A 22,717-nucleotide genomic window follows, 5' to 3' on the forward strand; every position below is an offset into this window, starting at 1 on the left:
TCCTTAACGGTCTTTCGGGTCGAGGGCATCACGCAGGCCATCGCCAATAAAGTTAAAACAAAATAGCGTCACCACCAGGAACCCTGCCGGAAACAGCAGTAACCATGGTGATACTTCCATCGAGTTGGCACCATCGCTGAGCAGTGCGCCCCAGCTACTTAGCGGCTCTTGTGTGCCAAGTCCCAGGAAGCTCAGGAACGATTCAAACAGGATCATGCTGGGAACCAGCAATGAGGCGTAGACCACCACCACACCGAGTACGTTTGGCACAATGTGGCGCACAACAATACGCACGGTAGACACCCCACCGACCTGGGCTGCTTCAATAAACTCTTTGCGCTTCAGGCTCAGCGTCTGGCCACGAACGATACGCGCCATATCAAGCCAGGACACCATCCCAATCGCCACAAAGATTAACAGGATGTTTTGCCCAAAGAAGGTAACCAACAGAATAACGAAGAACATGAACGGGAAGGAGTTAAGGATTTCCAGCAGACGCATCATCACAGAGTCGATTTTGCCGCCCAGGTAACCCGACAGTGAACCGTACAGCGTGCCCACAATCACCGCCACCAGCGCCGCAGCAATCCCCACCATCAACGAGATCCGTCCACCAATAGCCACCCTCACCAGCAGATCACGGCCAGATGAGTCAGTGCCAAAATAGTGCCCAGACTCCGTATCAGGCGCGCTGGACATCATGCCCCAGTCAGTATCGAAGTAGGTAAACTGCGATAACATGGGTGCCAACGTCACAAACAGCGCAATAATCACCAGTACCACGAGGCTGGCTACTGCCGCTCGGTTATGCATAAAGCGTCGACGAGCGTCCTGCCACAGGCTGCGGCCTTCGACCTCCAGCTTCTCACTGAAATTCTCCAGCGCTTCGCTGTTTTTCTTACTTAACATCATAGCGAGCTCCAGTATCAGTAACGGATTTTCGGGTCGATTACGGCATACAGCACATCGACAATCGCGTTAAACACGATGGTCAGCGCGCCAACCAGAATGGTCAGGCTCAGTACCAGCGAGTAATCGCGGTTTAATGCGCCATTCACGAACAACTGCCCAATCCCCGGTAAACCATAGATAGTTTCAATAACCATCGAACCGGTAATGATGCCGACAAACGCGGGCCCCATATAGGACAACACCGGCAACAGCGCAGGTTTTAACGCATGGCGGAAAATAATCCGTCGCATCGGCAACCCTTTAGCACGCGCGGTCCGAATAAAGTTAGAGTGCAGCACTTCAATCATCGAGCCGCGGGTGATACGCGCAATACTGGCAATATAGGCCAGGGATAGCGCCACCATGGGCAGGATCATAAATTTCAGCGCCCCACCGTTCCAACCGCCACCGGGTAGCCATTTCAGTGTGATCGCAAATATCATGACTAATAAGGGGGCAACGACAAAACTGGGGATCACCACCCCGGTCATCGCCACCCCCATAACCGTATAATCCCAACGCGTGTTTTGCTTCAACGCGGCGATTACGCCCGCACTAACACCGATCACCACCGCCAGAATAAAGGCCGCAGCCCCCAGCTTCGCGGAAACCGGAAAGCTTGACGCGACCAAGTCATTAACGGTGTAGTCTTTATATTTAAAGGATGGTCCAAAATCACCGTGCGCCAGCTGTTTCAGATAGCTAAAGTACTGCGTTGAGATCGGATCATTAAGATGGTATTTCGCTTCAATATTCGCCAGAACTTCTGGCGGTAAGGCGCGCTCTCCGGTGAAAGGACTTCCCGGCGCAAGACGCATCATAAAGAATGAAATCGTAATAAGAATAAATAGTGTCGGAATCGCTTCCAGACAGCGGCGTAATATAAATTTCAACATTGCCCGTACCTTCTGGCGTGTGCCTTTATACCCGTCATACTTCAAGCTGCAGGTGCGTTGGCTTTGCTCGCGCACGCCCGTCACTTACTTAAGTAAGCTCCTGGCGATTCGCTGCGTTGCCACCTTCCTGCAACGTGAATTATTTAGGGTATACCTCTCTTTGTCTAAAGAGGTATTTATAGTTCGAAGAAAAAGACACTGTGGGGCAACCTTAATCGCCCCACGTCTTGCCATTAATGCTTGATAATATACAAGTCTTTAACGTGGATATTATCCATCGGGTCTTTACCGGAGTATCCGCCTACCCAAGGTTTCACCAGACGGGCGTTGACGTAGTAGAACACCGGTACAATTGCAGAGTCTTTATCCAGCAGCTGTTCTGCTTGCGAATACAGTTCACTGCGCTGAGCATCATCAGTCGCTTTCAGGGTATCAGCAATCAACTTGTCAAATGCAGGGCTCTTATAGTGGACGGTGTTGTTGGAGCTATCGGACAGTACCATATTCAGGAAAGACGTCGGTTCGTTATAATCCGCACACCAGCCTGCGCGTGAAACATCATAGTTGCCCTGATGACGCGTATCGAGGAACGTCTTCCACTCCTGATTTTCCAGCTTCACATTCGCACCCAGATTTTTCTTCCAGATGGATGCCGCAGCGATAGCCAGCTTCTTGTGCAGATCGGAGGTGTTATACAGCAGATCAAAGGTCAACGGTTTTTCAGCGGTGAAGCCAGCTTCGGCCAGCAGTTTTTTCGCCTCTTCGTTACGTTTTTCCTGTGACCACTTGAACCACTCTGGCTCAACCAGTTTAGCGCCATCAGTATACGGCGGGGTAAAGCTATAGGCGGGCAGATCGCCCTGGTTTTTCACTTTGTTGACGATGATGTCACGATCCAGCGCCAGCTTCAGGGCGGTACGTACACGAACATCGTTGAACGGTGCTTTTTGGTTGTTAATTTCGTAATAGTAGGTGCACAGATAAGGATCAACGTGAACTTCGTTCGGGATCTCTTTTTTCAGTTTCTGGAATAACTCAATCGGCATGTTGTTATAGGTCATGTCGATTTCACCGCTGCGATAGCGGTTCACGTCAGTCACTTCAGAAGAAATTGGCAGGTATGTGACCTGGTTAATAATGGTTTTCGCGTTGTCCCAGTAGTGAGTATTACGCTCAAGTACAATACGCTCGTTGACAACCCAGTCTTTCAGTTTATAAGAGCCGTTAGAAACGATGTTAGCGGGCTGGGTCCATTTTTCACCGAATTTTTCCACCACGGCTTTAGGCACAGGGGAAAGAGAAGAGTGCACAAGGAGTTTGTAGAAATAAGGAACAGGTTCACTCAGAGTCACTTCAAAGGTATGGTCATCAATCGCTTTTACACCGAGATCGGTAACTGGCTTCTTACCAGCGATGATGTCATCAATATTGACAATATGTCCGTACTGTAAATAGCTGGCGTACGGTGAAGCAGTATTGGGGTTCGCCAGACGTTGCCAGCTATAGACGAAATCTTGTGCGGTAACAGGCGTTCCATCAGACCATTTAGCGTCTTTACGCAGATGGAATGTCCAGACTTTAAAATCTTTATTTTCCCATTTATCAGCCACACCCGGCGATGGTTTGCCATCAACGTCACTGATTAATAAACCTTCAAATAAATCACGGCTAATGTTGGATTCCGGTACACCTTCGATTTTATGCGGATCGAGTGACTGAACTTCCGAACCATTATTACGCACCAGAGTCTGCTTCTCAGCCAACTGAACGCCTGCTGGTACCACAGCTGCTGTAGCAACATTTCCAGCGATTAGCGCAGTTAGGATCCCCGCAGCTACTAAACTTTTTTTAGTGATGTTAGTCATTGTGTTTGTACTCCCTCATTATTATGGCTGGTTTTATAACCAGACTGTTAATCCTGTCAGGATCCCTGTACGACACCGGAGATTTTCTGCCGTCAGGTGTTTTTTTGTTTACTGCTCGCTATCACCGACTTTATTTATTCTGGCGATTCGTTTGATCGCCTTGCGTCGATTATCTACGTGCCTCCCCTGCCGGAAGCACGCTATTACCCTGTTGAGAGAGATTAAATGAAAATTATTCTCATCAACGTGAAATCTTCTGCTAAATACCTGGCCGGAAAGTATCAAATGCGTTTCTTCACCGCCAATACATTTTACAGATTTGTTAACCAATTCTCTTTTATCGAAAAAAAAACGCACAACAAAAGCATTAATACAGCGATTTTTTAACAATAAAATCAATTTATTCAATGCATTACGTGAGTCACCCGACTCATCGCCCTGTCCGGCATCGAAGAGACGTCAAAATGCACATAAATTTAACAATTGGTTATTAATTAGCACATTCATCTAAATTAGGTGCTGAAATAACTAATAACATTTCGATAATCCTTCAGCAAGCCCAAGAGTATGATGTTAATAAAATAACAATGCGGCCCTGGTTCATCTGTTCTGCTGAAAAGATAATTGTGTTGAAAATCAATACATAAAAATGCAGTGGCTATCAGCATCTTTTATTACTGCTATGGCGCGTTTCAACTTTAGTGAGAAGTATTACTGATAATGGCGGGAAACGGAGCCCGGGAGCAGCTCCGTTTATATTGATTCGGTGGATTCAGGCAAGTAAACCCGGGAAAATGGATTTGATCCCGGTCACAATGAACTCAATGCCCAACGCCATGAGTAACAACCCCATAATACGCGTAATGACGTTGATGCCCGTTTGGCCCAGCAGGCGAACTAACCACGGCGCCATACGAAACAATCCCCAACAGCACAGCGCAAACAGCGCAATCGCCACGAAAAAGCCGAACAGATTAATAGCACTATGGTAACGCGTGCCCCAGACGATCGTTGAGCTTATTGCCCCCGGTCCCGCCATTAACGGCAGCGCTAACGGGACAACGCCAATGCTCTCGCGTATCGCCGTCTCCGACTTTTCCTGCTTGTTTTGCTTATCTTCCCCAAGTTTTCCGCTGATCATCGACATCGCGATAGTCACGACCAGGATACCACCGGCAATCCTGAACGAATCAATTGAGATACCAAACAATTGCAGAATTCCATCCCCCAGAAACAGAGAGATCCACAGAATGATAGCAACCGACAGGTTTGCCGTAAGGTTGGTTTTATTGCGTGCGGCAGCGGTCTGGTAGCTGGTCATGCTGATAAAGACAGGGATGATCCCTACCGGGTTGACCAATGCAAATAACCCAATGAAAAATTTAAAATAAACAGGAAAATCGAATAGCGTATGGATCACGGTTAGCTCCGAAGCGTTAGCCGGATAAAATGAGTCATAAAATTGATGAAATCCGCGCTGAAGATACGCCTTTTGTCAGCATACTTCACCTGCTATCTGCGTATATCTACGTAAATACGCTACCATTACTCAGTGTTATTAATATGTATTAAATATGCTAATGTTAACCTCATTCATTACATCAATTTTTTAACACTTACCAAGAAACGCTAAAAGGGCCTGCTGAAAGGTGTCAGCTTTGCGGAAATTTGATCCAGATCACGCAATTACTACTCAGAAGTGAGTAATCTTGCTTACGCCACCTGGAGGTAACGCGTTAGAGTTAAATGACGCTAACGCATAAGCTCTTTTAGTAAATCAAAGTAAAGTGGACGTTAATTAACCGTTTGATTTTCAAAACGTTATACAATTTTTCGTCGGTCTGTCTATACTCTCGTATCGAGCAGATGATTTACTAAAAAAGTTTAACATTATCAGGAGAGCATTATGGCTGTTACTAATGTCGCTGAACTTAACGCACTTGTAGAGCGCGTAAAAAAAGCCCAGCGTGAATATGCCAGTTTCACTCAAGAACAGGTTGACAAAATCTTCCGCGCCGCCGCTCTGGCAGCCGCAGACGCTCGAATCCCTCTCGCGAAAATGGCCGTTGCCGAATCCGGCATGGGCATCGTCGAAGACAAAGTGATCAAAAACCACTTTGCTTCCGAATACATTTACAACGCTTATAAAGATGAAAAGACCTGTGGTGTTCTGTCTGAAGACGACACTTTCGGTACTATCACCATCGCTGAACCGATTGGTATAATCTGCGGTATCGTTCCGACCACTAACCCGACATCTACTGCTATCTTCAAATCGCTGATCAGCCTGAAGACGCGTAACGCCATCATCTTCTCTCCACATCCGCGTGCTAAAGATGCCACTAACAAAGCGGCTGACATCGTTCTGCAGGCTGCTATCGCTGCTGGCGCACCGAAAGATCTGATCGGCTGGATCGATCAACCTTCCGTTGAACTGTCTAATGCTCTGATGCATCACCCGGACATCAACCTAATCCTTGCGACCGGCGGTCCAGGCATGGTTAAAGCAGCATACAGCTCCGGTAAACCAGCAATCGGTGTAGGTGCAGGTAACACCCCGGTTGTTATTGACGAAACTGCGGATATTAAGCGCGCAGTTGCTTCTGTTCTGATGTCTAAAACCTTCGATAACGGCGTAATCTGTGCTTCTGAACAGTCCGTTGTTGTTGTTGACTCTGTATACGATGCAGTTCGTGAACGTTTCGCTAGCCACGGCGGCTACATGCTGCAGGGTAAAGAGCTGAAAGCTGTTCAGGACGTTATCCTGAAAAATGGCGCACTGAACGCCGCTATCGTTGGTCAGCCGGCATATAAAATTGCTGAACTGGCAGGCTTCTCGGTTCCGGAAACAACTAAGATCCTGATCGGTGAAGTGAAAGTTGTTGATGAAAGCGAGCCGTTTGCTCACGAAAAACTGTCCCCGACGCTGGCGATGTACCGTGCGAAAGATTTCGAAGATGCGGTAGACAAAGCAGAGAAACTGGTTGCGATGGGTGGTATCGGCCACACTTCTTGCCTGTACACTGACCAGGACAACCAACCAGAACGCGTTGCTTACTTCGGTCAGATGATGAAAACTGCGCGTATCCTGATTAACACCCCGGCTTCACAGGGTGGTATCGGCGACCTGTACAACTTTAAGCTCGCACCTTCCCTGACTCTGGGTTGTGGTTCCTGGGGTGGTAACTCCATCTCTGAAAACGTTGGTCCTAAGCACCTGATCAACAAGAAAACCGTTGCTAAGCGAGCTGAAAACATGTTGTGGCACAAACTTCCGAAATCTATCTACTTCCGTCGTGGCTCACTGCCAATCGCACTGGATGAAGTGATTACCGATGGTCACAAACGTGCGCTGATCGTTACCGACCGCTTCCTGTTTAACAACGGTTATGCAGACCAGATCACCTCCGTTCTGAAAGCAGCCGGCGTTGAAACCGAAGTGTTCTTTGAAGTTGAAGCTGACCCGACTCTGACCGTTGTTCGTAAAGGTGCTGAGCTGGCTAACTCCTTCAAGCCTGACGTTATCATCGCACTGGGCGGTGGTTCCCCGATGGACGCCGCGAAAATCATGTGGGTGATGTACGAACATCCGGAAACCCATTTCGAAGAGCTGGCGCTGCGCTTTATGGACATCCGTAAACGTATCTATAAGTTCCCGAAAATGGGCGTGAAAGCGAAAATGATCGCCGTCACCACCACTTCCGGTACTGGTTCTGAAGTGACTCCGTTTGCGGTTGTTACCGACGATGCAACGGGTCAGAAATACCCGCTGGCTGACTACGCATTGACCCCAGACATGGCAATTGTCGATGCCAACCTGGTTATGGATATGCCGAAATCACTGTGTGCATTCGGTGGTCTGGATGCGGTGACTCACGCTCTGGAAGCTTACGTTTCCGTACTGGCATCTGAATTCTCTGACGGTCAGGCTCTGCAAGCGCTGAAACTGCTGAAAGAAAACCTGCCTGCGTCCTACCATGAAGGTTCTAAGAACCCGGTAGCGCGTGAGCGTGTTCACAGTGCAGCGACCATCGCCGGTATTGCGTTTGCTAACGCCTTCCTGGGTGTATGTCACTCAATGGCGCACAAGCTGGGTTCTCAGTTCCACATTCCTCACGGTCTGGCGAACGCCCTGCTGATCAGCAACGTCATTCGTTATAACGCGAACGACAACCCGACTAAACAGACTGCTTTCAGCCAGTATGATCGTCCGCAAGCTCGTCGTCGCTACGCCGAAATCGCAGACCATCTGGGTTTAAGCGCACCGGGCGACCGTACTGCGGCTAAAATCCAGAAACTGCTGGCATGGCTGGAAGAAATCAAAGCTGAACTGGGTATTCCTAAATCTATCCGTGAAGCTGGCGTTCAGGAAGCTGACTTCCTGGCACACGTCGACAAACTGTCTGAGGATGCGTTTGACGACCAGTGCACCGGTGCTAACCCGCGTTACCCGCTGATTTCTGAACTCAAACAGATCCTGCTGGATACGTACTACGGTCGTGAGTATAGTGAAGGTGAACCTGCTGCTAAAACTGAGCCAGCAGCAGCGCCTAAAGCTGAGAAAAAAGCGAAAAAATCCGCTTAATGCACTCACATAAGTTTTAGTATCTTCATAAACGGCCCTTTGGGGCCGTTTTTTTTTGCCATACTCAGCGAAAATCAGACTATGCAGACGCCAGCCACCGAGGTGAAAAGGCGTAAGGGAAATAGGTGTGAAAGTGGCACCAGAAGGCAATACGCAGGGTATCGCTTCTGGCTAAAACAGAGGCCTACCCTGCGATTTTAACTCAGCAGGAGAACAGAGGAGGGTTAATCGTGGCTGTGACGTTCCTGAATGGCCGTCAGAGAGCCTTCAGACTGTGCTTCCTTATAATGCTTGCGGCACACCGATACATAGCGTTCATTTCCGCCTATAACGACCTGCTCTCCTTCGTTATAAGGCCTTCCGGCCTGATCAAGGCGTAATACCATGCTGGCCTTACGGCCACAGAAACAAATAGTTTTTAATTCAACCAGCTTATCTGACCATGCAAGCAGGTATTCGCTACCACCGAAGAGTTCACCACGAAAATCAGTGCGTAAGCCATAACACAACACGGGAATATCCAGTTGATCAACAACCTCTGATAATTCATAAACCTGCTGTCGCGTCAGAAACTGAGACTCATCAACCAGCACGCAGTGAATTCGTTGCTGCGCATTCTCCGCACGAATCTCCTCGAACAATGATGAATTTTGGTTAAACAATTTTGCAGGTGACGACAGGCCTATACGTGAACTTACTTTTCCCGCGCCAAAACGGTCATCAATTTCCGCTGTATATACAACGGCACGCATCCCACGTTCCTGATAATTGTATGAAGATTGCAGCAATGCCGTCGACTTGCCTGCATTCATTGCAGAATAGTAAAAATAAAGCTGTGCCATTGTGTATCGGCCCTCACCGGGGAAAATAAATATGGGCAGGATTGTATCATATTTCACAAACATGTCGGTGCAGCGTGACATCCGGGATGTATAAAAGAACGTGCGAACATCGCCCTGTTTCGTCTAAATACCCCGCTGCGCGGAAGTGTCCTTGAGTACTTTCTCAAGTGTACGATAGAGTGAAAGTCCGCTGCCAAAGCACAAACAACCTGAAGTATGATGAGTATATACACACTCTTTCACAAATAGTGCTCCTGAAATTCATCAACGTCACTTATCATCACCGCGCAATAAAGAAACCCTGCCCTTATTGTTATTGCATCTAACGATAGCCACCTTGTAATAGGGGATTCCCGTAAGCAAAACTAATACAAAAGGTTGAAATCACTGCAAAGAGATACTATTTGTACACCATGAAATGTGACCTGAATCTTGAATTTTTACTCTCTGCTGCCATGAAGCCCGCATACCAATAAGCCTTTTTTATGCCCGACATCGTCGTAAAATTAAGACAGAACAATTAATACAGACACTAAATAAAGAGCAATTTTGAATTCCTTACATTCCTGGCTATTGCACAACTGAATTTATCGCTCTATTATTAGCTCAACAAACCACCCCCAATATAAGTTTGAGATTACTACAATGAGCGAAGCACTTAAAATTCTGAACAACATCCGTACTCTTCGTGCGCAGGCGAGAGAATGTACTCTGGAAACGCTTGAAGAAATGCTGGAAAAATTAGAAGTTGTAGTTAGCGAGCGTCGCGAAGAAGAAAGCGCTGCGGCTGCTGAAGTTGAAGAGCGTACTCGTAAACTGCAACAATATCGTGAAATGCTGATTGCTGATGGTATCGATCCGAACGAACTGCTGAATAGCATGGCAGCGGTTAAGTCCGGTACCAAAGCTAAACGCGCAGCGCGTCCGGCTAAATATAGCTACGTTGACGAAAACGGTGAAACTAAAACCTGGACTGGCCAGGGTCGTACACCGGCCGTGATCAAAAAAGCAATGGAAGAACAAGGTAAACAACTGGACGATTTCCTGATCAAGGAATAATTCAGAAATAGTTTGCTTAAAATCCCGCCACTGGCGGGATTTTTTTACCCGTACTTCGCACATCGCCCTACCCAAATTAGGTATAAAAAAACGGCGCTGGATTAGCAGCGCCGTTCTGTCCTTATAATACCGCGAGGTTACTTCTTAATACCCATCTCATCTTCAAGCCACGCTTTAAATTCAGTGCCAAGCGTATTATGGCGAATACCATATTCAACAAACGCCTGCATATAGCCCAGCTTATTACCACAGTCATGGCTTTTACCCTTCATGTGATAGGCTTCTACCGTTTCTTTTTCGATCAGCATATCGATAGCGTCAGTCAGCTGAATTTCATCACCTGCTCCCGGAGGTGTTTTTGCCAGCAGAGGCCAGATATCCGCACTGAGAACATAACGCCCCACAACGGCCAGATTAGATGGCGCAACGTCTGCTTTCGGTTTTTCTACCACGCCAACCATCGGTACGCTTTCACCAGGCGTTAATTCAACGCCCTTGCAATCAACAACGCCATAAGCCGTTACGTCTGCTACAGGCTCCACCATAATCTGACTGCTGCCTGTTTCATCAAAACGGTGGATCATTTCAGCAAGGTTGTCACGGGATAAATCAGATTCGTATTCGTCAAGAATAACGTCCGGCAGGATGACCGCAACGGGTTCATCGCCAACAACCGGATGGGCACACAATACCGCGTGCCCCAGACCTTTTGCCAACCCCTGACGCACCTGCATAATAGTGACATGCGGAGGGCAAATAGATTGCACTTCTTCCAGAAGCTGACGTTTTACGCGCTTTTCAAGCATCGCTTCAAGTTCAAAGCTGGTATCAAAGTGGTTTTCAATTGAATTTTTAGACGAGTGAGTCACGAGTACAATTTCAGTGATGCCCGCAGCAATACATTCGTTCACGACGTACTGAATTAATGGCTTATCAACCAACGGTAGCATCTCTTTCGGGATTGCCTTCGTAGCCGGTAACATCCTGGTTCCTAATCCCGCAACCGGGATAACGGCCTTTTTGACTTTTGAATTAAGGGCAGCCATTTAAAACTCTCCTGGACTGTTCATGTATTGAACATGTTCATCAATCTGTTTCGCATCCGAGTATATCAGTACCGCAGTAAGCTTCAGGTCTGAAAAGGACGCGCGTCGGTATAATTAAGATAAATACGTATAAATCTGGCGCTGATAGTAGCACTCGCCGCGTGAGTAGGTGAGCCAATTTGATTCCCCTACCTGTCAATTGTTCATTCCGCAGACAACATCAGGCGCAAACGACCGCCTGCCCCCCAGATTTGGCATTGCCAGGACTCACTACGCTGGCTCAGTTGATTAAGATACGCATTACCTAAGGTGCCCAGCGGAACACCATTACTGATTTGTACATTATGTGAACCTGTATTTAATGTCGCATTCAGCCCTGCTGATACCAAAATCAGGTTTTTTAATCCGCTGTGATAATAGCCCACCAGCAAAGGAAACTGTCCTGGTAAATTAGCCTGACGCAGTAAATAATTCACCTGCTTCAATAACGCACCCAACTCCGGCAATCGTTGATTTTGATGTGCCAACTGTTCCTGTAGCAAACCGTTAAATAGCGCACGCAGTAGTAATGCCGCCAGGACGCCATTATCCCCGGCCCTTGTCACATCCAGACAATAAAACGCGAGATCATGGTCTGAGAGCGGCGCAATATCCAGTACCAGCCCTGGCTGATCGGCGGCAACCAACTGGCGGTAGTTAACCCGACAATGCGAGATGACCTGCGACACTGGGGGCTGCAATTCTTGCAACAGTTTTGCAGCAGCTGCAGGATCGCCCACCATCGCATCCCAGTCGCGAAACAGCCGCTCTTCTTCTTCCACACGAGAATTAAACATATTGGGATAAAGACACGCAAAAACGGTTTCTCGCAGGCGGTTAAGGTCCTTCACGGGCTTTAAAAGAACATCATCCACACCGAGTCGTAATGCTTTGGCAATATCGGCCATATTTTCCGTTGCGGAGATCACCAGAATCGGCGTCTGATCGCCACGATTACGCAGATACTCAACCAGTTTAAGGCCGTTCATTCTCGGCATAGCGAGATCGCAAATCATCAGGTCGGGGGTGAAGCGCCCCAGTAACTCCAGCGCATCAAGCCCGTCTCCCGCTACTGCTGTTGTCGCTCCCAAAGAGGAAAACCATGAATCCAGAAGCGAGCGAAATACCGGCTCATCTTCAACGATAAGAATCTGTTTTCCGACCAATGGCTGCGTCATATTCTCCCCCCTGACTGGCTTTAGTAAATAGTGGCATGCTATTGCAACTCACGCCTGTCAGAATTTGCTTAAGTGTTGATGAAAAATGCGTTAAACGTTGGTTTTTACCAGGGGCAGAAGCTCATCCATTTTCTTCTCGACCGCTAACTGCCCGGCAGCAATAGCAGCACTGGCGCGATGGAAATCCAGCGTAGATATTTGCGGACAAAACGGCTGAATCAGAATATCAGGTGGATCTCCAGCCATACGGTTGCGCTTGAGACGGTTTTCCAGAACCTGAATCGAGGTCGTCATGATCTCCATCGCCGTAGGTGCCGTGACTGCACGCCGGGCCGTAATGTTGCTCAAACGTTCTTTCAGGCGGGCATGCCATGACAGCTCATCATCATCGTTCGATTCGATTTCACTATTGACGTTGAAGGAGAGCAGATCCTGTTGCATCAGGTGCGCATCATGTTGCAGGTCGACTGCAATAACGATATCGGCCCCCAACGCACGCGTCAGGGAGACGGGTACAGGGTTCACCACCGCGCCATCAACCAGCCAATAACCATTATGCGCCACAGGTGACATCAGGCCAGGAATACTGCAGGAGGCACGGACGGCAAGATGCAAATCACCTTCGGTAAACCAGAGTTCACGGCCCGTACTTAGATTGGTTGCGACAGTAGCAAAACGACGTGAGCATTGTTCGATAGATTCTACCGGCATGACATTCCGATACTGATTGAATACCCGTTCGCCGCGCAATAATCCGCCCCTGCGCCACGAGAGATCCATCAGGCGTAAAACATCCCAGTAACTGAAGGAGCAAACCCACTGTTCAAGCGCGGGGAGTTTGTTACATGCGTAGGCGGCTCCGACCAGTGAGCCAATGGAACACCCTGCCACAATATCAATATCAATGCCCATGTGTTTCAGGGCTTTGATCACACCAATATGCGACCAGCCGCGTGCTGCGCCGGAACCTAGCGCCAGCCCAATTTTTATTTTTCTCATTATACCTACAGACTTCCCCTGGCTTGCAGACGTAGCAACATCGCCACGGCTCAGTTAACATAGTGCCACCCTGGCGTTTTTACGCCGTTTTTTTATTCCAGGGAGTACTTTGTGTCTCAGCTTTGTCCCTGTGGTAGCGCTGTCGAGTATAGCCTATGTTGCTACCGTTATGTGTCCGGTGCACAAGTAGCACCTACGCCGTCACATCTCATGCGTTCTCGTTACTGTGCTTTTGTGATGAAAGACGCAGATTACCTCATCAAAACCTGGCATCCAGATTGCCATGCCGCCGATTTCCGGGATGACATTATTGCAGGATTTACCCATACCGAATGGCTGGGACTGACCGTTTTTGAACAGCAGACGGCAGAAACCGACAATATCGGCTATGTCAGTTTTGTCGCACGGTTTTCTGAACAGGGAAAAACAGGCGCAATTATTGAACGCTCTCGTTTTTTAAAAGAAAACGGTCAGTGGTACTATATCGATGGTACACGCCCGCAAATTGGACGAAACGATACCTGCCCTTGTGGCTCCGGTAAAAAATTTAAAAAGTGCTGCGGCTAATCAACGCCCGACAGTATCAATTATGCAAACATTCTCAACAGGATCTCCGCTGCAAATGCATTCATTACAACGAAAAGTGCTGCGTACAATTTGCCCGGACCAAAAAGGTCTGATCGCGCGCATTACTAACATCTGTTACAAGCACGAACTGAACATCGTGCAAAACAATGAGTTCGTGGACCACCGTACCGGGCGTTTTTTCATGCGCACCGAGCTGGAAGGCATTTTTAACGATGTCACACTGCTGACCGATCTGGACAGCGCGCTACCAGAAGGTTCCATTCGCGAGCTTACGCCTGCTGGACGGCGCCGCATCGTTATTTTAGTCACCAAAGAAGCCCACTGTTTGGGCGATCTGTTAATGAAGGCCAATTACGGCGGACTGGATGTTGAAATTGCCGCGGTTATCGGCAACCACGACACGCTACGTTCCCTGGTTGAGCGTTTTGATATTCCTTTTGAGCTGGTCAGCCACGAAGGATTAACGCGTGACGAACATGACCAGAAAATGGCCGATGCTATCGACGCACATCAGCCAGACTATGTCGTGCTGGCAAAATATATGCGTGTCCTGACGCCGACATTTGTTTCTCGTTTCCCGAATAAGATTATCAATATCCACCACTCATTCCTGCCAGCGTTTATTGGTGCTCGCCCGTACCATCAGGCCTATGACCGCGGTGTGAAGATCATCGGTGCGACGGCGCATTATGTGAATGATAACCTCGATGAAGGTCCGATCATCATGCAGGACGTGATTCATGTAGATCATACCTATACCGCAGAGGATATGATGCGTGCCGGTCGTGACGTTGAAAAAAACGTATTAAGCCGCGCGCTGTATCAGGTTCTGGCTCAACGCGTCTTTGTTTACGGTAACCGAACGATTATTCTGTAATCGATTGATAATTTAATTGGTTACCTTTACATCTTTACGCGTAAAAATCAGGCAACCAGTTCTTTTTTATCAACGGAATACTTTACAGGGGCGCATCATTTGATATGATGCGCCCCGCTTACAAAGGAAGCAGGCCAGTAACATAGCATTACCCCGTGGTGGGGTTCCCGAGCGGCCAAAGGGAGCAGACTGTAAATCTGCCGTCATCGACTTCGAAGGTTCGAATCCTTCCCCCACCACCATTATTCACTACAGTGATGTAGTAACCCCAATAAGCTATGCTGAAGTTTGCACTTACTGGGAAGGGTGAGAATCTTCGATTAAGGTTCGACTCGAGCGAAAGCGAGAGAACGTTGCCAGCGGCAACGGCCCGAAGGGTGAGGAGCGAAGCGACGAATAATCCTTCCCCCACCACCATCCTCAAGCTTTACCTACAATTTGAATTACCCTTGGTGGGGTTCCCGAGCGGCCAAAGGGAGCAGACTGTAAATCTGCCGTCATCGACTTCGAAGGTTCGAATCCTTCCCCCACCACCATCTTCTCTTGTAAGACTTTACTAAATCATATCTCAATGCCTTATATTCTACCCAGTCGGGAAGGATGAGAAGCTTCGACTAAGGTTCGATTCGAGCGTAGCGAGAAAGCGTTGCCGCAGGCAACGACCCGAAGGGCGAAGCGCACAGCGCTGAGTCATCCTTCCCCCACCACCATCTTCTCTTGTAAGACTTTACTAAATCATATCTCAATGCCTTATATTCTACCCAGTCGGGAAGGATGAGAAGCTTCGACTAAGGTTCGATTCGAGCGTAGCGAGAAAGCGTTGTCGCAGGCAACGACCCGAAGGGCGAAACGCGCGGCGCTGAGTCATCCTTCCCACACCACCATCACCTTATATAGCACCAACACCAAGTCCATCTGCAATCCCCCATATTCTGCCCTCAATACGTGCCAGCAATTTGCCTGAGGCGCTACGCTTATCAGGCCTACAGAGAACTGACGTCTGCGTAGGCTGGATAAGGCGGTTACGCCGCCATCCGGCGTGCAGAATACAAAAAACCCCGCCGTAGCGGGGTTTGGTGCGTTACAACGCGAAATTAATGACGGGCGCGCACAATCTGATATTTACGTGTCAGATACTCGACTGGCACGCTCCAGATATGTACCAGACGCGAGAATGGGAACAACAGGAACAGCGTCATACCCAGCACAAGGTGCACACGGAAAATAAATGCCACGCCATCCAGATACTGAGACGCCCCGCCGTGGAAGGTCACCACTGATTGTGCCCAGTTCACCAGCTTCATCATTTCGCTACCGTCCATATGCTGAGCCGAGAACGGAATGGTCAGCAGGCCCAGTGCACACTGGATAACCAGAACAGACAACACCAGAATGTCGGCTCCCGTGGTCGTTGCACGCACGCGTGGACTAAACAGACGACGTTTCAGCAGCAGCACGCCCCCCACCAGGCACATCACACCACTGGCACCACCGGCAAACATTGCCATCTTTTGCTTCACTTCAAGCGGTAACCACGCTTCGTACATCCAGTGTGGCGTCAGCATCCCCAGGAAATGGCCCGCGAAGATGCCAAGGATCCCAATGTGAAACAGGTTTGACGCAAGGTTCATCCCTTTGCGATCCAGCATCTGGCTGGAAGCCGCACGCCAGGTATACTGACCGTAGTCGTAACGTAACCAGCTGCCAATCAGAAAGACAGAACCCGCAATATACGGATAGATGTCAAAGAAGAACGTATTCAGGAAGTGCATTAGTTCTGTCCTCCGGTGGTGATGTTCAGGTACTGCGGCGCAACGGCCCCTGCAAAACGACGCTGGTGAGCAGAAATTTCAGACTCACCACATCCCTGGTCGGCAAAGAATTTCACCTGCTCTTCTTCCCAAACAGCATCCAGTGCCTGCGGCGTGTCGTCACGAACTTCATCCGCAATTTTTTCGGCCACTTTGTCACCGTCGATAGCGGTATTCGCCAGTTTTAACAGCAGATCGAACAGCACCGCGTAACGGCTTTCGCGCTGTTGCAGACGCGCACTGAGCAGCGCCAGAATCGGGGCGATATCCTGCAAGCCACCTAACGCTTCGCTTTTTGGCAACTGTGCGAGGTACTCCAGATACAGCGGCAAGTGATCTGGCAATTCGCGGCTATCGAGTTGTAGCCCGTGCTGCTCATACTGCGCCATCAGGTCAACCATCGCCTGTCCACGATCGCGGGATTCACCGTGAACATGTTCAAACAGCAGTAGCGAAGTCGCACGACCACGGTCGAACAGTTCGCTATAGCTTGCCTGTGCATCCAGCATGTCCTGCGCAGTTAAATCGCGCAGGAAAACGCCCAGAGTCTGGGCATCCTCTTTGTCCAGGTTTTCAGATGACGCGAGTGCATCGAAAAGTTCCTGCTGATGCTGCCACAAGGCAGCATCCGGGTACTCGAGCAGACGCGAAACAATGACGAGTTCAATCATTGGTGCGGCTCCGTTTTGCTGGTCACATCGACAGCATCGATGCGGCGACTGTTGAACAGATTGAATTTAGTATCAGAACCGTGGCAACCATCACCAAAGGTGAAACCACAACCGCTCTTCTCCGGGAATGCTTCACGCGCCAGTTCGCGATGGCTGCTCGGGATCACAAAACGATCTTCATAGTTAGCAATCGCCAGGTAACGATACATCTCTTGTGCCTGAGCTTCGGTCAGCCCGACTTCTTCCAGCGCGCGGGTATCAACTTTACCGTCTACGGTTTCTGCGCGTTTGTAGTGACGCATCGCCAGCATACGTTTCAATGCCCGCAGTACTGGCTGGGTATCACCCGCAGTCAGCAGGTTCGCCAGGTACTGAACCGGGATACGCAGGCTGTCCACGTCTGGCAGAATACCGTTGCTACCCAGTTCACCCGCGTCAGCAGCGGACTGAATCGGAGATAAAGGTGGCACATACCAGACCATCGGCAACGTGCGGTATTCCGGATGCAGCGGCAGCGCAAGCTTCCAGTCCATCGCCATTTTGTATACCGGAGACTGCTGGGCCGCGTCGATTACACTCAGCGGAATGCCATCTTTCAGTGCCTGTTCAATCACCGCTGGATCGTTTGGATCGAGGAATACGTCCAACTGACTCTGATACAGATCTTTCTCGTTCTCGGTGCTTGCCGCGCTTTCAATCGCATCTGCGTCATACAGCAGCACGCCGAGATAACGAATACGACCTACGCAGGTTTCAGAGCAAACGGTCGGCTGACCGGCTTCGATACGCGGATAGCAGAAAATGCACTTCTCAGATTTCCCGCTCTTCCAGTTGAAGTAGATCTTCTTATACGGGCAACCGGTGATACACATACGCCAGCCACGGCACTTGTCCTGGTCAATCAGCACGATGCCATCTTCTTCACGTTTGTAGATGGCGCCACTTGGGCAGGTCGCCACGCACGCCGGGTTCAGGCAGTGCTCGCACAGACGGGGCAGATACATCATGAAGGTGTTTTCGAACTGGCCGTACATCGCCTTCTGTATATTTTCGAAGTTCTGGTCTTTCGCCAGTTTCTCGAACTCGCCGCCCAGGTCATCTTCCCAGTTCGGACCTTTGGTGATTTTGTCCATACGCTTACCGGTAATCAGCGAGCGCGGACGGGCGATCGGCTGCGCCTTGCTATCAGCAGGTGCGTTGTGCAGCGTCTGGTAGTCGAAATCAAACGGCTCGTAGTAATCATCAATGCCCGGCAGATGCGGGTTAGCAAAGATTTTACCCAGCAGCAGCGCTTTGTTACCCATGCGCGGCACCAGCTTGCCGTTGATTTTACGGATCCAACCGCCCTTCCATTTTTCCTGGTTTTCCCAGTCAGTCGGGAACCCCGTACCGGGCTTCGTTTCAACGTTATTGAACCAGGCATATTCGGCACCTTCACGGCTGGTCCAGACGTTTTTGCAGGTTACTGAACAGGTGTGGCAACCGATGCACTTATCAAGATTCAGCACCATGCCGACTTGTGAACGAATTTTCATTTTACGCTCTCCTGTACCTGGTCATTGCCTTCACCATCCAACCAGTCAATGTTCTTCATCTTACGTACCACAACGAACTCATCACGGTTCGACCCTACGGTGCCGTAGTAGTTAAAGCCGTAGGCCAGATGTGCATAGCCGCCGATCATGTGGGTCGGTTTCGGCGTAATACGCGTTACCGAGTTATGGATCCCGCCACGCTGCTGGGTAATTTCTGAACCTGGCAGGTTCACAATACGTTCCTGCGCGTGGTACATCATGGTCATCCCGGCCGGCACACGCTGGCTGACAACGGCACGGGCGGTTAAGGCACCGTTGCTGTTGAAAACTTCGATCCAGTCGTTATCTTCGATACCCAGTTCTTTCGCATCAACTTCACTCATCCACACGATCGGACCACCGCGTCCCAGCGTCAGCATCAGCAAGTTGTCGCTGTAGGTGGAGTGGATACCCCATTTCTGGTGCGGCGTCAGGAAGTTAAGTGCTTTTTCCGGATTACCGTTAGACTTCTCGCCCATCACCTCTTTCACCGAACGGGTGTCGATTGGCGGACGATAAACCAGCAGGCTTTCACCGAAGTCGCGCATCCACTGATGATCCTGATACAACTGCTGGCGACCAGAAAGCGTGCGCCAAGGGATCAGCTCGTGAACGTTGGTATAACCGGCGTTATAAGACACATGTTCATCTTCCAGACCTGACCAGGTCGGGCTGGAGATAATTTTGCGCGGCTGCGCCTGAATATCACGGAAGCGAATCTTCTCATCTTCTTTGTTCAGCGCCAGATGCGTATGGTCACGTCCGGTAAATTCACTCAGCGCTTCCCAGGCTTTCACGGCAACCTGACCATTTGTTTCCGGTGCCAGGGTGAGGATCATCTCAGCGGCATCAATAGCCGTGTTTAGACAAGGCTGTCCTTTCGCCGGGCCTTCCGCCTTGGTGTAATTGAGCTTACGCAGCAAGTCCATTTCACTCTGGGTGTTCCAGGCAATCCCTTTACCACCGTTACCGATTTTTTCCATCAACGGACCGATAGAGGTGAAGCGCTCGTAAGTTGCCGGGTAATCACGCTCAACGGTCATGATGTGCGGCGCGGTAACACCCGGAATCAGGTCGCATTCGCCTTTTTTCCAGTCCTTCACGTCTAACGGCTGCGCCAGTTCGGCGGCAGAGTCGTGCTGGATTGGCAGCGTCACCACGTCGGTTTCTTTCCCGAGGTGGCCTACGCAGACTTCAGAGAATTTCTTCGCGATGCCTTTGTAGATTTCCCAGTCGCTTTTCGACTCCCAGGCTGGATCAACAGCGGCAGACAGCGGATGAATAAACGGATGCATATCCGAAGTATTCATATCGTCTTTCTCGTACCAGGTTGCGGTAGGCAGCACGATGTCGGAGTACAGACAGGTGCTCGACAGACGGAAGTCCAGCGTCACCACCAGATCCAGTTTGCCGTCCAGCCCGTTGTCCTGCCATTCCACTTCTTCTGGCTTCACGCCGCCCTGTTTACCCAAATCCAGCCCCTGAATACCGTGCTCGGTACCCAGCAGGTACTTCAGCATGTATTCATGACCTTTACCGGAAGAACCGAGCAGGTTAGAACGCCAAATAAACAGGTTACGCGGATGGTTTTTACCGTTTTCTGGTTGTTCTGCCGCAAAGCGAATAGAACCTTCTTTCAGAGATTTAACGGTGTAATCGACGGGTGTCATCCCAGCTTTTTCCGCCTCACGCGCAATGTACAGCGGGTTAGTACCCAACTGCGGTGCGGACGGCAACCAGCCCATACGCTCGGCGCGTACGTTAAAGTCAATCAAATGACCGCTGTAGCGGGATTTATCCGCCAGCGGAGACAGCAGTTCCTGCGCGGTGACCGTCTCATAGCGCCACTGGCTGGAGTGGTTATAGAAATAGGACGTACTGTTCATGTGACGCGCCGGACGCTGCCAGTCAAGGGCAAACGCTAGCGGCTGCCAGCCTGTCTGCGGACGCAGTTTTTCCTGGCCCACATAGTGGGCCCAGCCGCCACCGCTCTGACCAACGCAGCCGCAGAAAATCAGCATGTTGATAAGGCCACGATAGTTCATATCGAGGTGGTACCAGTGGTTCAGACCCGCACCGACGATAATCATCGAACGACCGTGCGTCTTATCGGCATTATCTGCAAATTCACGGGCGATGCGCACGATTTGAGAACGTGAAACACCGGTGATTTTTTCTGCCCACGCCGGGGTATACGCTTTTACGTCATCGTAGCTGGTCGCGCAGTTTTCATCATTCAGACCACGCTCAAGGCCGTAGTTAGCCATGGTCAGATCGTAAACGGTGGTCACCAGAGCCGTAGAGCCATCGGCCAGTTGCAGTCGTTTCACCGGCAGTTTATGCAGCAGAACGTTTTCCAGTTCGACTTTATTGAAGTGTTCAGTTCCTTCGCCACCGAAGTACGGGAAACCGACTTCAGCGATGTCATCCTGACTACCCAGCAGGCTCAGTTGCAGTTCGGTTTCGGCACCAGACGTACCGTCACGCTGCTCAAGGTTCCATTTACCTTTTTCACCCCAGCGGAAACCAATTGAACCGTTTGGCGCAACCATTTCGCCGTTGCTGTTAATCGCGACAGTTTTCCATTCCGGGTTGTTTTCCTGGCCCAGAGAATCGACCAAATCTGCCGCACGCAGCATACGCCCAGCGGCATAGTAACCGTCACGCTCTTCAAGCATGACCAACATTGGCATGTCGGTGTAACGGCGCACGTAATCGGTAAAGTACTGGCTTGGGTTGTCGAGATGGAACTCACGCAGCATAACGTGGCCCATCGCCAGCGCCATCGCCGCATCGGTCCCCTGCTTCGGTGCCAGCCACAGGTCGCAAAGCTTGGCGATTTCTGCGTAGTCCGGCGTAATCGCAACAGTTTTGGTACCTTTGTAGCGAACTTCTGTGAAGAAGTGCGCATCCGGGGTACGGGTCTGCGGTACGTTAGAACCCCAGGCGATGATGTAACTGGAGTTGTACCAGTCAGCAGATTCAGGTACGTCTGTCTGCTCACCCCAGGTCTGCGGAGACGCAGGCGGTAAGTCGCAATACCAGTCGTAGAAGCTCAGGCAAGTACCGCCGATCAGCGACAGGTAGCGCGCGCCAGAAGCATAAGAAACCATCGACATTGCCGGGATCGGTGAGAAACCAGCAACGCGGTCAGGACCATAGGTTTTCACGGTATAGACGTTAGATGCCGCAATCAGTTCGTTTACTTCCTGCCAGGAAGAACGGACAAACCCGCCACGGCCACGCGCTTGTTTGAAGCTTTTTGCTTTATCGGCGTCTTCGATGATGGAGGCCCAGGCGTCAACGGGATCGCTGTGCAGTCTTTTCGCTTCACGCCACATCTTCATCAGACGTTTGCGCATCAGCGGATATTTGAGGCGATTTGCGCTGTAGAGATACCAGGAATAGCTCGCGCCACGCGGGCAGCCGCGAGGTTCGTGGTTTGGCAGATCAGGACGAGTACGCGGGTAGTCAGTTTGCTGGGTTTCCCAGGTTACCAGACCATTTTTCACGTAGATTTTCCAGCTGCATGAGCCGGTACAGTTTACGCCGTGGGTTGAACGCACGACTTTGTCATGCTGCCAACGCTGGCGGTATCCATCCTCCCAGTCCCTGTTGGTGTTGAGAAGCTGGCCGTGCCCATCGGCAAAGGTTTCGCCCTTCTGTTTGAAGTAGCGAAACCGGTCCAGGAATTTACTCATCGGTTTTCTCCTGTAGGAGCCTGACGGCTCTCTGA

Annotated in this window: 16 protein-coding genes, 2 tRNA genes and 3 other RNA genes; 9 read left to right on the forward strand and 12 right to left on the reverse strand. The window is 50.0% G+C overall.

Annotated features, from left to right (window positions below; all coding sequences use genetic code 11):
• Window positions 1–3 precede the first annotated feature (3 nt).
• From oppC to ychE, 4 genes are all read right to left on the reverse strand, one after another.
• Window positions 4–912, reverse strand: coding sequence for an oligopeptide ABC transporter permease OppC (gene oppC, locus JTI85_RS12750; protein WP_048211481.1), 909 nt, complete (start codon window positions 910–912; stop codon window positions 4–6).
• Window positions 913–926: 14 nt separating this feature from the next.
• Window positions 927–1,847 (reverse strand): oligopeptide ABC transporter permease OppB, encoded by a 921-nt coding sequence (gene oppB / locus JTI85_RS12755; protein ID WP_005126405.1) that lies wholly within the window; start codon window positions 1,845–1,847, stop codon window positions 927–929.
• Between the two features lie 233 nt (window positions 1,848–2,080).
• Window positions 2,081–3,712: an oligopeptide ABC transporter substrate-binding protein OppA gene (gene oppA / locus JTI85_RS12760; protein WP_048211480.1), complete on the reverse strand. Its 1,632-nt coding sequence runs from the start codon at window positions 3,710–3,712 to the stop codon at window positions 2,081–2,083.
• Window positions 3,713–4,484: 772 nt separating this feature from the next.
• Window positions 4,485–5,132, reverse strand: a complete 648-nt coding sequence (gene ychE / locus JTI85_RS12765; RefSeq protein WP_048211478.1) for an NAAT family transporter YchE — start codon at window positions 5,130–5,132, stop codon at window positions 4,485–4,487.
• A gap of 486 nt (window positions 5,133–5,618) precedes the next feature.
• Here ychE and adhE point away from each other — a divergent pair, with 486 nt between their 5' ends.
• Window positions 5,619–8,297, forward strand: coding sequence for a bifunctional acetaldehyde-CoA/alcohol dehydrogenase (gene adhE / locus JTI85_RS12770; protein ID WP_137345964.1), 2,679 nt, complete (start codon window positions 5,619–5,621; stop codon window positions 8,295–8,297).
• A 224-nt stretch (window positions 8,298–8,521) separates the two neighbouring features.
• On the opposite strand, the gene tdk is transcribed toward adhE, so the two are convergent.
• On the reverse strand, window positions 8,522–9,139 hold the full coding sequence (gene tdk, locus JTI85_RS12775; RefSeq protein WP_005126397.1) for a thymidine kinase: 618 nt from the start codon (window positions 9,137–9,139) through the stop codon (window positions 8,522–8,524).
• A 645-nt stretch (window positions 9,140–9,784) separates the two neighbouring features.
• On the opposite strand from tdk, the gene hns reads away from it, so the two are divergent.
• Window positions 9,785–10,198, forward strand: a complete 414-nt coding sequence (hns, locus tag JTI85_RS12780) for a histone-like nucleoid-structuring protein H-NS (RefSeq protein ID WP_003020723.1) — start codon at window positions 9,785–9,787, stop codon at window positions 10,196–10,198.
• A gap of 137 nt (window positions 10,199–10,335) precedes the next feature.
• Here hns and galU read toward each other — a convergent pair whose 3' ends face one another.
• The 3 genes from galU to rssA form a co-directional block, all read right to left on the reverse strand.
• Complete coding sequence (galU, locus tag JTI85_RS12785; RefSeq protein WP_101742305.1) at window positions 10,336–11,244, reverse strand: UTP--glucose-1-phosphate uridylyltransferase GalU; 909 nt, start codon at window positions 11,242–11,244, stop codon at window positions 10,336–10,338.
• Between the two features lie 203 nt (window positions 11,245–11,447).
• Window positions 11,448–12,461 (reverse strand): two-component system response regulator RssB, encoded by a 1,014-nt coding sequence (rssB, locus tag JTI85_RS12790; protein WP_219351593.1) that lies wholly within the window; start codon window positions 12,459–12,461, stop codon window positions 11,448–11,450.
• Between the two features lie 90 nt (window positions 12,462–12,551).
• Window positions 12,552–13,460 carry a patatin-like phospholipase RssA gene (rssA, locus tag JTI85_RS12795; RefSeq protein WP_219351595.1) on the reverse strand — a complete coding sequence of 303 codons (909 nt, stop codon included), beginning with the start codon at window positions 13,458–13,460 and terminating at the stop codon, window positions 12,552–12,554.
• Between the two features lie 111 nt (window positions 13,461–13,571).
• Between rssA and JTI85_RS12800 the strand changes: the two genes are divergently transcribed.
• From JTI85_RS12800 to JTI85_RS12830, 7 genes are all read left to right on the forward strand, one after another.
• A complete protein-coding gene (locus JTI85_RS12800; RefSeq protein WP_061068013.1) occupies window positions 13,572–14,027 on the forward strand; it encodes a YchJ family protein in 456 nt (151 codons plus the stop codon).
• A gap of 55 nt (window positions 14,028–14,082) precedes the next feature.
• A complete protein-coding gene (purU, locus tag JTI85_RS12805; protein WP_048211473.1) occupies window positions 14,083–14,925 on the forward strand; it encodes a formyltetrahydrofolate deformylase in 843 nt (280 codons plus the stop codon).
• Window positions 14,926–15,082: 157 nt separating this feature from the next.
• Window positions 15,083–15,167 (forward strand) — tRNA-Tyr (locus JTI85_RS12810).
• 43 nt (window positions 15,168–15,210) lie between these two features.
• Window positions 15,211–15,342: non-coding RNA, RtT sRNA (locus JTI85_RS12815), on the forward strand.
• A 34-nt stretch (window positions 15,343–15,376) separates the two neighbouring features.
• Window positions 15,377–15,461: transfer RNA gene (locus JTI85_RS12820), tRNA-Tyr, on the forward strand.
• A gap of 43 nt (window positions 15,462–15,504) precedes the next feature.
• Window positions 15,505–15,635: non-coding RNA, RtT sRNA (locus JTI85_RS12825), on the forward strand.
• Between the two features lie 43 nt (window positions 15,636–15,678).
• Window positions 15,679–15,809, forward strand: a non-coding RNA gene (locus JTI85_RS12830) — RtT sRNA.
• Window positions 15,810–16,019: 210 nt separating this feature from the next.
• Here JTI85_RS12830 and narI read toward each other — a convergent pair.
• From narI to JTI85_RS12850, 4 genes are read right to left on the reverse strand one after another with little or no spacing between them, the layout of a single operon-like run.
• Window positions 16,020–16,697, reverse strand: coding sequence for a respiratory nitrate reductase subunit gamma (narI, locus tag JTI85_RS12835; protein ID WP_048211472.1), 678 nt, complete (start codon window positions 16,695–16,697; stop codon window positions 16,020–16,022).
• Window positions 16,697–17,407, reverse strand: coding sequence for a nitrate reductase molybdenum cofactor assembly chaperone (narJ, locus tag JTI85_RS12840; RefSeq protein WP_048211471.1), 711 nt, complete (start codon window positions 17,405–17,407; stop codon window positions 16,697–16,699). Before narJ ends, narI begins: the two co-directional genes overlap by 1 nt.
• Window positions 17,404–18,942, reverse strand: coding sequence for a nitrate reductase subunit beta (narH, locus tag JTI85_RS12845; RefSeq protein ID WP_048211470.1), 1,539 nt, complete (start codon window positions 18,940–18,942; stop codon window positions 17,404–17,406). The genes narJ and narH overlap by 4 nt, the downstream gene beginning before the upstream one ends.
• Window positions 18,939–22,682, reverse strand: a complete 3,744-nt coding sequence (locus JTI85_RS12850; RefSeq protein WP_115601913.1) for a nitrate reductase subunit alpha — start codon at window positions 22,680–22,682, stop codon at window positions 18,939–18,941. Before JTI85_RS12850 ends, narH begins: the two co-directional genes overlap by 4 nt.
• Window positions 22,683–22,717 lie beyond the last annotated feature (35 nt).

This window comes from Citrobacter sp. Colony219 (genome assembly GCF_019382635.1).
Taxonomy (GTDB): domain Bacteria; phylum Pseudomonadota; class Gammaproteobacteria; order Enterobacterales; family Enterobacteriaceae; genus Citrobacter; species Citrobacter youngae.

What these genes read in the sequence shown, in the direction of transcription:
- oppC (WP_048211481.1), bottom strand. Translation starts at nt 912, where the DNA reads ATGATGTTAAGTAAGAAAAACAGCGAAGCGCTGGAGAATTTCAGTGAG.
- oppB (WP_005126405.1), bottom strand. Translation starts at nt 1,847, where the DNA reads ATGTTGAAATTTATATTACGCCGCTGTCTGGAAGCGATTCCGACACTA.
- oppA (WP_048211480.1), bottom strand. Translation starts at nt 3,712, where the DNA reads ATGACTAACATCACTAAAAAAAGTTTAGTAGCTGCGGGGATCCTAACT.
- adhE (WP_137345964.1), top strand. Translation starts at nt 5,619, where the DNA reads ATGGCTGTTACTAATGTCGCTGAACTTAACGCACTTGTAGAGCGCGTA.
- tdk (WP_005126397.1), bottom strand. Translation starts at nt 9,139, where the DNA reads ATGGCACAGCTTTATTTTTACTATTCTGCAATGAATGCAGGCAAGTCG.
- hns (WP_003020723.1), top strand. Translation starts at nt 9,785, where the DNA reads ATGAGCGAAGCACTTAAAATTCTGAACAACATCCGTACTCTTCGTGCG.
- galU (WP_101742305.1), bottom strand. Translation starts at nt 11,244, where the DNA reads ATGGCTGCCCTTAATTCAAAAGTCAAAAAGGCCGTTATCCCGGTTGCG.
- rssB (WP_219351593.1), bottom strand. Translation starts at nt 12,461, where the DNA reads ATGACGCAGCCATTGGTCGGAAAACAGATTCTTATCGTTGAAGATGAG.
- rssA (WP_219351595.1), bottom strand. Translation starts at nt 13,460, where the DNA reads ATGAGAAAAATAAAAATTGGGCTGGCGCTAGGTTCCGGCGCAGCACGC.
- purU (WP_048211473.1), top strand. Translation starts at nt 14,083, where the DNA reads ATGCATTCATTACAACGAAAAGTGCTGCGTACAATTTGCCCGGACCAA.
- narI (WP_048211472.1), bottom strand. Translation starts at nt 16,697, where the DNA reads ATGCACTTCCTGAATACGTTCTTCTTTGACATCTATCCGTATATTGCG.
- narJ (WP_048211471.1), bottom strand. Translation starts at nt 17,407, where the DNA reads ATGATTGAACTCGTCATTGTTTCGCGTCTGCTCGAGTACCCGGATGCT.
- narH (WP_048211470.1), bottom strand. Translation starts at nt 18,942, where the DNA reads ATGAAAATTCGTTCACAAGTCGGCATGGTGCTGAATCTTGATAAGTGC.
- JTI85_RS12850 (WP_115601913.1), bottom strand. Translation starts at nt 22,682, where the DNA reads ATGAGTAAATTCCTGGACCGGTTTCGCTACTTCAAACAGAAGGGCGAA.